At 69.1% G+C, this 13,062-nt stretch carries 11 protein-coding genes; 4 read left to right on the top strand and 7 right to left on the bottom strand.

Translation table 11 applies throughout. The annotated features are described in order from the left end of the window. Positions 1-64: 64 nt before the first annotated feature. The 5 genes from DE149_RS06025 to ftsY all read right to left on the bottom strand — a co-directional run bounded on the left by DE149_RS06025 (position 65) and on the right by ftsY (position 5,322). On the bottom strand, positions 65-304 hold the full coding sequence (locus tag DE149_RS06025; RefSeq protein WP_029248213.1) for an RNA-binding protein: 240 nt from the start codon (positions 302-304) through the stop codon (positions 65-67). 2 nt (positions 305-306) lie between these two features. Next, positions 307-753 (bottom strand): 30S ribosomal protein S16, encoded by a 447-nt coding sequence (gene rpsP, locus DE149_RS06020; protein WP_020628324.1) that lies wholly within the window; start codon positions 751-753, stop codon positions 307-309. Positions 754-946: 193 nt separating this feature from the next. Beyond that, complete coding sequence (gene ffh, locus DE149_RS06015; protein WP_113914164.1) at positions 947-2,533, bottom strand: signal recognition particle protein; 1,587 nt, start codon at positions 2,531-2,533, stop codon at positions 947-949. A gap of 123 nt (positions 2,534-2,656) precedes the next feature. Continuing rightward, entirely contained in the window at positions 2,657-3,919 is a 1,263-nt protein-coding gene (locus DE149_RS06010; protein WP_113914163.1) for an ammonium transporter, read from the bottom strand. A 194-nt stretch (positions 3,920-4,113) separates the two neighbouring features. Beyond that, positions 4,114-5,322 (bottom strand): signal recognition particle-docking protein FtsY, encoded by a 1,209-nt coding sequence (gene ftsY, locus DE149_RS06005; RefSeq protein WP_186315399.1) that lies wholly within the window; start codon positions 5,320-5,322, stop codon positions 4,114-4,116. A 71-nt stretch (positions 5,323-5,393) separates the two neighbouring features. Between ftsY and DE149_RS06000 the strand changes: the two genes are divergently transcribed. Beyond that, positions 5,394-6,698 carry an MFS transporter gene (locus DE149_RS06000; RefSeq protein WP_222121323.1) on the top strand — a complete coding sequence of 435 codons (1,305 nt, stop codon included), beginning with the start codon at positions 5,394-5,396 and terminating at the stop codon, positions 6,696-6,698. A 48-nt stretch (positions 6,699-6,746) separates the two neighbouring features. Here the strand turns inward: DE149_RS06000 and DE149_RS05995 are convergent, their stop codons facing one another. Both DE149_RS05995 and DE149_RS05990 read right to left on the bottom strand, forming a co-directional pair. Continuing rightward, positions 6,747-7,604, bottom strand: coding sequence for an ABC transporter ATP-binding protein (locus DE149_RS05995; RefSeq protein ID WP_113914160.1), 858 nt, complete (start codon positions 7,602-7,604; stop codon positions 6,747-6,749). Next, complete coding sequence (locus tag DE149_RS05990) at positions 7,601-8,485, bottom strand: ABC transporter permease (RefSeq protein WP_158530783.1); 885 nt, start codon at positions 8,483-8,485, stop codon at positions 7,601-7,603. Before DE149_RS05990 ends, DE149_RS05995 begins: the two co-directional genes overlap by 4 nt. A gap of 178 nt (positions 8,486-8,663) precedes the next feature. On the opposite strand from DE149_RS05990, the gene wecB reads away from it, so the two are divergent. The 3 genes from wecB to DE149_RS05975 all read left to right on the top strand — a co-directional run. Beyond that, positions 8,664-9,830, top strand: coding sequence for a non-hydrolyzing UDP-N-acetylglucosamine 2-epimerase (wecB, locus tag DE149_RS05985; protein ID WP_113914158.1), 1,167 nt, complete (start codon positions 8,664-8,666; stop codon positions 9,828-9,830). A gap of 100 nt (positions 9,831-9,930) precedes the next feature. Beyond that, positions 9,931-11,799: a hypothetical protein gene (locus DE149_RS05980; protein ID WP_147084462.1), complete on the top strand. Its 1,869-nt coding sequence runs from the start codon at positions 9,931-9,933 to the stop codon at positions 11,797-11,799. Positions 11,800-12,407: 608 nt separating this feature from the next. Beyond that, positions 12,408-13,062 (top strand): glycosyltransferase family 2 protein (locus DE149_RS05975; protein ID WP_147084461.1); only part of this gene is annotated, 655 nt, incomplete at its 3' end.

Here is a 13,062-nt window from a genome sequence, read left to right as displayed (position 1 = left end):
GGGCCGCAGACGACGACGGCCCGCCGGCCCGGTGAGGGGCGGGCGGGCCGTGCGTCACGGGCCGTCAGGAGCGGCGGTCGGTCTCCACCACGTCCACGCGGACGGGGTGGCCGGCCAGGCCGTCCAGCACGGTGCGCAGCGCGGTGGCGGTGCGACCCTGGCGGCCGATCACGCGACCCAGGTCCTCGGGGGCCACGCGGACCTCCAGCATGTCGCCGCGCCGCTGGGAGCGGGCGTCCACGCGGACCGCCTCGGGCGTGTCCACGATGCCGCGCACCAGGTGCTCGAGGGCCTCGGTCAGCATGGTCACTCGGACTTCTCGGCGTCCTCGGCCGGAGCCTCAGCGGCCTCCTCGGCCGGAGCCTCGGCGGCCTGCTCGGACTCGGCCGGGGCCTCCTCCTGCTTCGGCTCCTCCGGCAGGATGACCGAGCCCTTCTCGGGGGCCACGAAGGCCTCCTTCTCGGACTTGGACTTCAGGGTGCCCTCGGCGCCCGACTCGCCCTTGAACTTCTGCCAGTCACCGGTGACCTTCAGCAGCGCGGCGACCTGCTCGGTCGGCTGGGCGCCGACGGAGAGCCAGTACTGGGCGCGCTCCGAGTCGATCTCGATGAACGAGGGCTCCTCGGTGGGGTGGTACTTGCCGATCTCCTCGATGGCACGGCCATCGCGGCGGGTGCGCGAGTCCATGACGACGACGCGGTAGAACGGGGCGCGGATCTTGCCGAACCGCTTCAGACGAATCTTGACAGCCACGAGTGTGGTTCTCCTTCAGTGGATCTGGGGGGCCGGGGCACGACGCCGCGTGGGGGCAGCGGGCGTCGACGACCTGGCACACGGAACGGAGCGCAGCGGAGGATAGAGGGTCGTCCGGGCTCACGCTCAGTACCGTGTCATTCTGCCAGATCGGGCGGGCCGGTGCACACCCGGCGCGCCGCGACCGGGCGACTCAGCGGTCCTTGAGGTACTTCTCGAAGCCCGCCGGCAGGTTGAGGGTGGACGGGTCGAAGCCGTCCATCCCCGCGCCGTCGCGGCCGAACACGGCCCCGGCCTGCGCCTGGGCGGCCCGGGCGCGCCGCTCCTCGATCGCCTTGCGCTCGGCCGCGGCCTTGGCCGGGTTGCCGGACTTCACGCGATCGCGCTTGGCGTTCTTGCCCTTGCCCTTCGCCTTGCGGGAGGCGCCGCCCGGCATCCCGGGCACGCCCGGGATGCCGCCGCCGGCGGCCATGCGCTTCATCATCTTCTGCGCCTCCGCGAAGCGCTCGAGCAGGCCGTTGACCTCGGACACGCTCACGCCCGAGCCGCGGGCGATGCGGGCACGGCGCGAGCCGTTGATGATCTTGGGGGCCACGCGCTCGTGCGGGGTCATCGAGTGGATGATCGCCTCGACGCGGCCGATCGACGACTCGTCGAACTGCTCGAGCTGCTGCCGCATGCCCTGGGCGCCCGGCATCATCATGAGCATCTTCTTCAGCGAGCCCATCTTCTTGAGCTGCTGCATCTGGGCGAGGAAGTCGTCGAGGGTGAAGTCCTCCTGGTCCGCGAACTTGCGGGCCATCTTCTCGGCCTCGGTGCGGTCCCAGTTCTGCTCGGCCTGCTCGATCAGGGAGAGCACGTCGCCCATGTCGAGGATGCGCGAGGCCATGCGGTCCGGGTGGAAGACCTCGAAGTCCTTCAGGCCCTCACCCGTGGAGGCGAACATGATCGGCTTGCCGGTCACGTGGCGGACGGACAGCGCGGCGCCGCCTCGCGCGTCGCCGTCGAGCTTGGTGAGCACGACGCCGGTGAAGCCGACGCCCTCGTTGAACGCCTGGGCCGTGGCCACGGCGTCCTGGCCGATCATCGCGTCGATGACGAAGAGCACCTCGTCCGGGTCCACGGCGGCGCGGATGTCCGCGGCCTGCTGCATGAGCTCGGCGTCCACGCCGAGGCGGCCCGCGGTGTCGATGATGACCACGTCGTGGTACTTCGTGTTGGCCTCGGCGACGCCGTCGCGGGCCACCTGCACCGGGTCGCCGGTGGCGGCCTCGAACTCGGAGGAGACGCCGGGGTGCGGCGCGTAGACCGGGACGCCGGCGCGCTCGCCGCCGACCTGCAGCTGCTTCACGGCGTTCGGGCGCTGGAGGTCGCAGGCCACGAGCAGCGGGGTGTGGCCCTGGGACTTGAGCAGGTGGGCGAGCTTGCCGGCGAGGGTCGTCTTGCCGGCGCCCTGCAGGCCCACGAGCATGATGACGGTGGTGCCCGTCTTGGCGTGCTGGATGCGCCGGGTCTCGCCGCCGAGGATGCCCACGAGCTCCTCGTTGACGATCTTCACGACCTGCTGGCCCGGGTTCAGGGCCTGGGCCACCTCGGCGCTGAGGGCGCGCTCCTTGATCTGCGCGATGAACTGGCGGACCACGGGCACGGCGACGTCGGCGTCCAGGAGGGCGCGGCGGATCTCGCGTGCGGTGGCGTCGATGTCCGCCTCGCTCAGCCGCCCCTTGCCCTTGAGGCTGCGGAAGGTGGCTGTGAGGCGGTCGGACAGGGAGTTGAACACGGCGGGTGTGATCCTTCGAAGCGGGGTCGACTGATCCGGACGCGGTCGGTCGCGGGCACCGCGGCATCCACCGCGGCGCCCGCCAAGCCTAGCAACCGACCGGCCTCACCCGTCCGCGGCGGCTCACCGCGCCTCCGCGGGGACGGGCACCCCGCCGAAGCCGACGTCGTAGGCCGACTCGTCGTGCAGGGTCAGATCGACGCCCCGCTCCTCGTCCTCCTTGCTGACCCGCAGGCCCATGGTCCCGCGCAGGACCAGGGCGATGACCGTGGTCACCACGGCGGTGAAGACCACGGCGACGAGCACGGCCACCGTCTGGGCCACCAGGAGACCGGCGTCTCCGCCGTAGAACAGGCCCGCCCGGCCCTCGTCCGGCAGGGCGAAGAAGCCGATCAGCACGGTGCCCAGGATGCCGGAGGTGAGGTGCACGCCGACGACGTCGAGCGAATCGTCGAAGCCGAGGCGGTACTTGAGGTTGACCGCGAGCGCGCTGGCCGCACCGGAGACCAGACCGATCACCACGGCCCCCAGGGGGCTCACATAGGCGCAGGCAGGCGTGATGGCGACCAGTCCCGAGACGATCCCGGAGGCGGTGCCGATCGAGGTCGGCCGCCCGCGGCGCAGCCACTCCACGAACACCCAGCCGAGCATGCCGGCGGCGCCGGCGGCGAGGGTGTCCACCCAGATCAGTCCGAGCTCGTCGACACCGCCCGCCGCGCCCCCGTTGAATCCGAACCAGCCGAACCACAGCAGGGCCGCGCCGAGCATGGTGAACGGGACGTTGTGCGGCCGGTGGCCGGGGTCCACGCCGAAGCCGTGGCGCTTGCCCAGCAGCAGCGCGAGCACGAGGGCGGCCACGCCGGCGCTGATGTGCACCACGAGGCCACCGGCGAAGTCGAGGGCCTCCCCCAGGCGGGCGCCGATGGCGCCGTCCTCGGAGAGGAGCCCGCCGCCCCACACCATGTAGGCCAGCGGGGCGTAGACGACGGTGGTCCAGACGGGCACGAAGACGCACCACGTGACGAACTTGAACCGGTCGGCCACCGCGCCGGAGATGAGGGCGACCGCGATGATCGCGAAGGTGGCGCCGTAGGCCGCGGCGACGAGCCCGCCCTCGGCCATCGTGCCGGTCAGCCCGAGGTCACCGGCGGGGTTCCCCACCACCCCGGCCCACCCGTCGCCGCCGGTCATCCCGTGGACCCACAGGACCCAGACGACTCCGACGAGGCCCATCGAGACGAAGGACATCATGATCATGTTGAGCGAGGACTTCGCGCGGGTCATGCCGCCGTAGAAGATGGCCAGTCCGGGTGTCATGAGCAGGACCATCGCCGCGCTCGTCACCATCCACACTGTCCCTGCGTCCAGGACGTTCGACTCCTCCATGGGGGTCTCCTTCGGTCCGGGCCGCGAGCCGGGGGCGAACGCCCGTCCCGCGGCGTCGCTGCCCGGCCCCGATCGGGGCCGATGCAAGGAAGATACCGGAGGAGTGGGCCGCACCACACGTTGATGACGTCTCCGTGACAGAACAGGGCCCCTCCCGACGACGTCGGGAGGGGCCTGGACCGGGGTGCGGGACGTCAGTCGGCCAGCAGCGCGTCCACGAAGCCCTCGGCGGTGAACGGTGCGAGGTCGTCGGGGCCCTCGCCGAGGCCGATCAGCTTGACGGGCACGCCGAGCTGGCGCTGGATGGCGATCACGATGCCGCCCTTGGCGGTGCCGTCCAGCTTGGTCAGCACGATGCCGGTGACATCCACGACCTCGGCGAACACCTTCGCCTGGGTCAGGCCGTTCTGGCCGGTGGTGGCGTCGAGGACGAGCAGGACCTCGTCCACCTCGGCCTGCTTCTCGATGACGCGCTTGATCTTGCCGAGCTCGTCCATGAGGTTGGCCTTGTTCTGCAGACGGCCCGCGGTGTCCACGAGCACGACGTCGACGCCCTCGGCGATGCCGTGCTCGACGGCCTCGAAGGCGACGGACGCCGGGTCGGCACCCTCCTTCTCGGAGCGGACGGTCTCGACGCCCACGCGGGCACCCCACGTGGCGAGCTGCTCGGCGGCGGCGGCGCGGAAGGTGTCCGCGGCGCCGAGCACGACGGTGCGGTCCTCCGCCACGAGCACACGGGCGAGCTTGCCCACGGTGGTGGTCTTGCCGACGCCGTTGACGCCCACGACCATGGTCACGGCGGGGCGGTCGCCCCTGCGGGTCGCGGCGAGACGGCGATCCATCGAGGGGTCCACCATCGCCACGAGCTCCTCGCGCAGCAGGGTGCGCACCTGCTCGGGGTCACGCGTGCCCTCGACCGTGACGCGGGCCTTGAGGCGGTCGACGAGCTCCAGGGTGGGCTCGGTGCCGAGGTCCGCCATCAGCAGCGTCTCCTCGATCTCGTCCCACACGTCGTCGTCGATGCGGTCCTGGGACAGCAGCGCCAGCAGGCCCTTGCCGAAGACGTTGTTGGACTTGAGCAGGCGAGCCCGCAGGCGGGCCAGGCGCGAGCCGGCGGCCTCGGGCCGCTCGTACTCGGGCTTCGCCGGGGCGGTCTCCACCTCCTCGACGACGGCGGGCTCCGGCTCGGCGACGACGACCGGCGCCTCGTCGACCTCGGGGCGCTCCAGGACGGCGGTGGAGCCCGACGGCACCGCGTGCCGCGGGCTCGGGCGCGGGTCGTCCGCGTCCCGCACTTCCTGGTACGACCCCTTCGGCGGGGCGGGGCGCCGGTCCAGCAGGCCGACGAGCACGCCGCCCAGCAGCAGGGCGGCCACGACTGAGACTATGAGCACGATTTCCACGGGCCCAGTCTGTCACACGGGCCGTCGCCCGCCCCGGGCTGCACACCCGGCGTCGTGCGAGGATGGCGGTCATGCCGTCGTCGTCCGCCCGCTCCTCGCGGGTCCCCCTGCCCCGTGAGATCAAGGTCCTCGTCGCCGCCGCGTTCGTCATCGCGATCGGCTTCGGCATCATCGCCCCGCTGTTGCCGCAGTACGCGGCGACGTTCGACGCGTCCGCCGTCGGGGTGGCCGCCGTCGTGTCCGCGTTCGGGCTGACCCGTCTCCTGTTCGCCCCGGTCTCCGGCAGGCTGACGAACCGGCTCGGCGAGACGCCTGTGTACATGACGGGCGTGCTGATCGTGGCCGCGTCCATGTTCCTGATCGCCTTCGCGCAGACGTTCGAGCAGCTGCTGCTCTTCCGCGCCCTCGGCGGCGTCGGATCCACGCTGTTCACGGTGTCCGCCATGGCGTTCCTGGCGGCGAAGTCACCGCCGACGATGCGCGGACGCGTCTCCGGTGCGTACGCCTCCGCCTTCCTCATCGGCAACATCGTGGGGCCGATTGTGGGCTCCGCCCTGGCGGTCTTCGGCTTCCGTGCGCCGTTCCTGATCTACGGCACGTCGCTGGTGATCGCCGCGGGGATGGTGTTCGTCCTGCTGCGGGACACGCGGCGCGCGGACCGCGGCACCGGCGATCCCCGCCCGACGATGCCCCTGAAGGAGGCGTTCGGCCTGCCGTCCTACCGCGCGGCGCTCGCCTCGTTCTTCGCGAACGGCTGGGCCACGTTCGGCGTGCGCAACTCGGTGATGCCGCTGTTCGCCGGCACCGCGTTCGCGGGCACGGCGCTGCTGGGGTGGCCGGTGGACGGGGCCTTCATGGCCGGACTCGCCCTCTCCGTGTTCGCGCTGGGCAACGTGGTCGCCGTGACCTTCTCCTCGCGACTCTCCGACGTGCACGGCCGCAAGCCGCTGATCCTCACCGGCCTGCTCACCATGGCCGCCACCACCGGCGTGATCGGGTGGATGCAGTCGCCCCTGCTGTTCCTGGTCGCGTGCCTGCTCTCCGGAGCCGGCACCGGCGTGCTCAACGCCCCGCAGCAGGCCGCCATCGCGGACATGGTGGGCCAGGGCCGCAAGGCCGGGCCGGTGATGTCCGCGGCGCAGATGTCCGCGGACCTCGGTGCGATCGCCGGTCCGCTGCTGGCCGGCCTCGTGGTGGACCACGCCGGCTACGGCTGGGCGTTCGTGCTCACCGGCGGTGTGATCCTGCTCGGTGCGCTGGCCTGGACCCGCGCCCCCGAGACCAACGTGCCGGTCGCCCCGGGCGGACCGCGCACGGGCTCGCTGCCCACGATCATCCCGCCGGACGTGACTCCCCGTCCAGGAGGGTATGTCTGAAATCATGGTGCCGCTGCGGCGAAATGATCGCGTGAGTCACCCACTGACCTAATCCTCGCCTACCTCCACAATGCGACGCGGCCGATATGCACCCCGCATGCGTTCCACGAAAGCTTCGGCGTCATCGATGCGCTGTTGAGCGAGCAGCGCATTGAACTCCTCGTAGCGGTCCATGATGCGCTGGGGATCGCCGTCCATCACGGGGCAACCGTTGTCCAACCAGAGCACCCTATTTGACGAGTCGAGGATGGTCCGGTTGTCGTGGCTGACGAGGACCACCGCTCCGGCATTGGTCTTGAGCTCCTGCATCCGCTCCTTGGCCTTGGCTCGGAATTGGGAGTCCCCGACATTCAGGGCCTCGTCGATGACCAGCACCTCGGGATCCCTGCTGGTGGCGATCGCAAACCGCAGGCGCGCGCTCATCCCTGAGGAGTAGGTCTCAATGGGTCGGTCGATCGCCTCCCCTAGGCCCGCCATGTCCACGATCCGGGGAAGTGCAGCGTCGACCTGCGCCTTGCCCATGCCCAGCGCAAGGCACCCGAGGACCACGTTCTGCCGCCCGGACATCGCCGGCACGAGGGCGGCGTTGACGCCCAGCATCATGGGTGCTTCGTGAGTCAGGACACGGCCCGTGCTCGGGGCGAGCTTGCCGGAGATGATCTGGGAGAGCGTTGACTTACCGGAGCCGTTCCGCCCGACGAGCCCGAGGGTGCGTCCGCGCTCGAGCACCAGAGAGATCTCTTGGAGCGCCTCGACCGGCACTCTGGGAGGTCGCCGGAGGACCCGTGAGGCCCAGCGCCGTGGAAGCGGAAGAGCCTTCAGGTCCGCCTCCGACGAAGAGGGGACGTGATAGGTCATGGACACCCGGTCCACGATGAGTGCGTATTGATTCACGGTCTGCGTCATCGGTTCAGGTTCCGCCCGTACTGCTCTTCTCCCTGCCAGAAGACGACGAATCCAACGACTGCCAGCCCGACCGACCACGAGGCCAGGACGGCCCAGGCGCTCCAGCTGGGCGTGACCCCGTACAGGAGGAGGTCTCTGCTGATGTCGAGCACCTGATACATGGGATTCAGCTCCAGGATCTGCAACACCTGAGGGTGCGAGACGAACCGGTCGAAGGCGTAGAACACGCCCGAGCCGTACATCCACACGCGCAGCGCGAACCCGACCAGCTGGCCGACGTCCCGCACCCGGGACACCACACGGGCCAACAGGAGACCGAGCCCTGCCACGAGGAGCACCTGCAGCAGGACGACGGCGGGGAAGAGCAGCCATCGCCAGGTGACAGCCGCGTGCGGCGGGATCACGAGGATCGCCGCCATCATCGCCATCAGCGTGAAGAAGTAGGTCAGACTCTCACGGATCACAACGCTCAGGGGCAGGACGGCATGGGGAAGATGGAAGGCGTCTGCCACGTTGTTTTTGGCGGTGAGCGAGCGGGAGATGGCCGCCACCGCTCGCGAGGTGAAGGTGAACATGAACACGCCCACCGTGAGAAAGCCGATGAAGTTCTCGACACCTCGCGAGGTCTGGAGCAGCACACCAAAGATCAGGAAGTACGTCGCGCCGTTCAAGAGCGGCGTGAGGATGAGCCAGATGTTCCCGAGGCGATGGCCACGGTTCTGGGCCTGAACGACTGCCGCCGCCTCGTAGCGCATGTAGTGCCGGAGGTGCCAGAGCCGGGCGATGTAGTCACCGGGCCCCGGCCGCTGGCCCACGCGCCGCATGCCCGTCGTATCGACGTGCAGTTCTTGGACCGACTCCACGGCATGGTCGTTCGGCACGGTGGTGTCCTTCCCTTCCATCCCTGGCCGGGCCTCTGGGGCATGCCGCACCAGAACGCCGTCTCAAGGAATCGCTCGACACAGTATACGAAGCGGCAGCGGCTGATCCGGCTGGGAACTGGATAGGCTCGGGGCGAACGGGTCGACCGATGGACCCCGTCCCATCTGGAGGAGCACCATGACGTTGAAGATTATGCCGATCTACGGCACCCGCCCTGAGGCCATCAAGGTGGCGCCCATCGTCAACGTCCTCAAGGCCGATGACCGGTTCTCCTGCTTCGTCACGGTCACCGGTCAGCACCGCGAGATGATGGACCAGGTCAACGAGATCTTCGACATCGTCCCTGACGCCGACCTCAACATCATGCGCCCGAAGCAGACCCTGAACGGCATCCTCGCCCGCACCGTCGAGGGCCTCGACGAACTGCTGCAGCGGGAGAAGCCGGACGCTGTGGTCGTGCAGGGCGACACGACGACCTCCACCGCCGGCGCGATCGCCGCGTTCTACCTCGGCATCCCCGTCGTGCACGCCGAGGCTGGCCTGCGCTCCGGCGACTTGTTTTCGCCCTTCCCGGAGGAGGCCAACCGGAAGATCACCTCGCAGATCGCCTCCCTCCACCTCGCCCCGACGTCGATCTCCAGGGCCAACCTCGAGCGCGAGTCGGTCCCCCTCGACACGATCACCATCACTGGCAACACGGTCATCGACGCGCTGCTCAGCACGGTGGAGAAGCGCATCCCCTTCTCCGATCCCCAGCTGTTGGCCCTGGCCGAGCGCCGCGGCGCCGACGAGGACTCCCGCGTCCTCCTGGTCACGACCCATCGTCGCGAGAACCAAGGGGACGCCATGCGTGGCGTCGGCCGTGCGCTGGCCCGGATCGCCGCCCAGCATCCGACGTTGACCGTCGTCCTGCCTGCCCATCGCAATCCCGTGGTGCGCGAGGCCGTTCTGCCCGCCTTGGAGGGCCTGGAGAACGTGGTCGTGACCGAGCCCCTCGCCTACGGCGAGTTCACGCGGATGATGGATCTGGCCGATGTCGTCCTCACCGACTCGGGTGGGGTCCAGGAGGAGGCCCCCTCGCTCGGGAAACCCGTGCTGGTCATGCGGGACAACACCGAGCGGCCGGAAGCCGTGACCGCCGGCACCGTCCGCCTGATCGGCACTGATGAGGAGCGCATCTTCACGGAGACCTCGCGCCTCCTGACGGACCCGGCCGCCTACGAGGAGATGGCGAACGCCGTCAACCCGTACGGTGACGGCCGAGCCGCCGAACGCACGGTCGCCGCGATCGCGGAACTGCTGGGCGTCGGGGAGCGTCTGCCGGAGTTCACTGTCGTCGGGTGACGGTCTAGACCGAACGTCGGCACACATGCTCACCGCCGCACGCGTCGGCGTCCCCGGAACCTCGCGCCTAGGTTTCGATGGGGCCAGTATCGTGGGCTTCATGCTCGAAGCCCCCGCCGCGCCGCCCCTGGTCCATGTCTCCGACCAACTCACGGCACCTGTTGCGTACGCGCCCTCCACTAGCGAAAGCGCGGGCGGCGCTCCTCGGCTGGTCGTCCCCGCCACAACGTGTCGGGTGGGCAGCCTCGCGCTGTGGCTCGACGGCGTCGCCATGGTCGGCGAGCAGGTGGTCTTGGACAACGATGGACTCAAATCGGCGCTCCCCGCGGGGGTCGCCGAGTGGACGATGCAGCAGCTCGCCGCATGGTGGGGCGGAGAGTGCAGGACGCCAAGCGTCCTCTATGCCGCACGGCCAGACACGGGTGAACTCGCGGTCCTCCCCGATCCACTGGGTGGCGGGGTGGTCTATCGACACGACGACACGTCGGGAACCACAATGAGTTCTGACCTCACCAGTCTCGCGCGCGATGTGCGCTATCGCGGGGGAACAGTCACGCCGGACCAGGACCACCAGGTGCAACGGCTCCTCACCGGGCTCGGGGGCCAGGCTGTCAGTCCCTTCGCGCACACTCTCCCGCTCCCCCCGAGGACCTTCGCCGTGATGGACTCGCGAGGGGTGAGCATTCGTGAGTACCCCGTCTTTGAGGGCCTCCAGTCGCTGGGCTATGACGAGCTCCTCGAGCGGGCGGTGCAAGAGCTGAGGGCCAATCTGGCGGCTCTGGCCAGCACCCCCGACACCCCGATCGTGGCCCACCTCACTGGCGGATTCGACTCCCGGCTCGTGCTGGCGGCGAGTATCAGGGCAGGGGTCACGGAACGCTTGCAGTTCTTCTGCTCTGGGCCAGAGGGCACCGCGGACCGAGTCGTTGCAGACGGCATCACACAGCTGCTGGGCCTGCGACGCGTCTCCACAGACGCCAACGTCATCCCGCCGTTCAGGACCCAGGCTGAGCGCCAGTTGGCGGCCATGGTCGCCTCCGCCGGCCTGAGCGAAGCCGCGCCAACCGGGGCAGAGATCCCGCAGAACGCCGTGGCCGTGGGGGGCGGATGGGGTGAGATGTATCGGCCGGCCCCCACCCGTCAGGCTTTGAGCGCTGATGCACGCGGCATCGACGTTCTGGTCGGCGCGGTGCCGCGCTTCAACGAGGCGACCGCCTGGGTGAAACCCTCGGCCCTCTCCCGAGTCGCGCGCCAATTCGGGATCGTGTGGAAATCGGCGGCGGCGGCCAGCCGAGAAGAGGCCTCCATTCCCGACCGCCTGTGGCTCGACACGAGAGCGCGGTTCCACTTCGGCTCCAACGCCCTAGCCATCTCCCGCACCACTCCCCGATTCGACCCCCTGTACTCCGTGGCGGGCGCCGTGATGGTTGACGTCGTCCCCCGGTCGATGCGTCTTGACAACATCGTAGGATTCGATCTCATAGCCGCCCTCGCCCCGCGCCTCTTGGAGATCCCCTTCGAAACCTATTCCCGGTTCGGGGAAGGGCTGGCACAACGTCGACCCGTCCCGCCACTCCGTGATCTACCCAGATGGCGCAGGCCCGAGCTCGAGACCCTCGACCTGCTTCGGGCGACTCATGCACCACGGGTGCCCGGGGCCGACGAACTCTGGAGGGGCATCGACATGTCCCCGCCGTCCGCCGCGCAACGCCAGGCCGCGGTGAGCCGAGCAAACAACCTGCATCTGCCCTATTGGCAGGTGGTCACCCTTGAACAGACTCAGGCAATGCTCAAGAGGAGTCTGGACACCCTGGACCTCTCCATCCTCGCGGCGGACATAGACGTCGACGAATTGCATAGACTCGCCACGTCAGACGTCAAGACGCGGACGGACATCCGCGCCGTCCATCGGTTCACGAGTTATGTGGGGTGGGTTGCGCAGATAGCCTCTGCCCCGATCGGCTCGTGACCCTCCTCGTCCTCCACGGGCTCGTGGCCCCGGGTGCTTGTTGTGAAGGGTGGGCCCACTGACCGGAGTAGTACGTCATCAGTGGGAACTGCGTGGCCGCTGCGGGCAGCGTGGTGCAAATCCGCTCGAGACCGAAGTCGTGTTCGTCTTCGTCGAGATGGTCCGCAATCAACGCTACGGGCGGTCGCGCTTCGCCGCGAGCGCCGCCGCGGCCGAGTGTGGGATCCCGTTCGTCCGCCGCACTCCACGCTCCTCCTTCAGCGGCTGGGTTATTCGTGCCGCTTCGCCGGCCGTGACGCCGGGGCGGCGCGCTTCGTCCACTTCACGTTGATGATCCCGGTTCCGCATGGTTTCAGGATTGATGGCGAGCTATTCTACGACTCGGCGGTCAGTTCGGCCTTGCTTGCGGGGTCTTGGCGGGCGTCGAGGGTCGTTCTCGTGGTGCGATCGCGTAGCTCGTCGGAGTACTTGCGTGGTGCTGGAATGCTCTGAATCCTTCCGATGGATCAAGACCTCTCGCAGACTCGGGGCGACTCAAGCCGCGTCAGAGTTCCCAGCGTGGCTCGCGGCGGTGCGGTGATACTCTCAGGCGACGCCGAAGGAGGACCATGCCCAGCTTCGTCTCTATCGTCAGCCCCTGTTACCGGGAACAGGAGAATGTGGCCGCTCTGGTGAACGCCGTCGCTGAGGCGTGTGCCGCGGAGGACTGGGAGTACGAGCTGATCCTGGTCAACGACGGATCCCCCGACGACACCTGGGCCGAGATCCAGCATGCATCGGCCATGGACAGCCGTGTCGTCGGAATCAATCTCTCGCGCAACTTCGGCAAAGAGGCGGCCATGTTCGCCGGCCTCCAGGCGGCCCGCGGTGATGCCGTCGTCATCATGGACGCCGACCTCCAGCACCCTCCATCGTTGGTGCCCCGCATGATCACATCCATGCGCACCCAGCAGGCCGACCAGGTGATCGCCCGGCGCACCCGAGATGGGGAGAGCTGGCTCCGAAAGCGCCTCTCCCAGCTGTACTACCGCATGGTCCAGCACCTCGTGGACGTCGAGCTCGGAGACGGAGTGGGAGACTTCCGAGCCCTGTCTCGCCGGGCGGTGGACGCGCTCCTCCAGATGAGCGAGACCAACCGCTTCTCAAAGGGCCTCTTCGCCTGGATCGGTGGGCTGACCCCGTTTCGTAGGTCCAGTCGTTATGAGAGTCGTCCTGTTGCCCGCGGTCGCGGGCAGGGAGACTGGTCAGATCATGACGAACAGC

Source organism: Micrococcus sp. KT16, assembly GCF_003315015.1.
Lineage (GTDB): Bacteria > Actinomycetota > Actinomycetes > Actinomycetales > Micrococcaceae > Micrococcus > Micrococcus luteus.
Note: the sequence above shows the minus strand (reverse complement) of the source record. Positions and strands in the feature narration are given on the sequence as shown.

Coding starts and splice junctions, on each gene's coding strand:
- DE149_RS06010 (WP_113914163.1), bottom strand. CDS start 3,919: ATGGAGGAGTCGAACGTCCTGGACGCAGGGACAGTGTGGATGGTGACG.
- DE149_RS05995 (WP_113914160.1), bottom strand. CDS start 7,604: ATGACGCAGACCGTGAATCAATACGCACTCATCGTGGACCGGGTGTCC.
- DE149_RS06025 (WP_029248213.1), bottom strand. CDS start 304: ATGCTGACCGAGGCCCTCGAGCACCTGGTGCGCGGCATCGTGGACACG.
- DE149_RS05980 (WP_147084462.1), top strand. CDS start 9,931: ATGCTCGAAGCCCCCGCCGCGCCGCCCCTGGTCCATGTCTCCGACCAA.
- DE149_RS06000 (WP_222121323.1), top strand. CDS start 5,394: ATGCCGTCGTCGTCCGCCCGCTCCTCGCGGGTCCCCCTGCCCCGTGAG.
- wecB (WP_113914158.1), top strand. CDS start 8,664: ATGACGTTGAAGATTATGCCGATCTACGGCACCCGCCCTGAGGCCATC.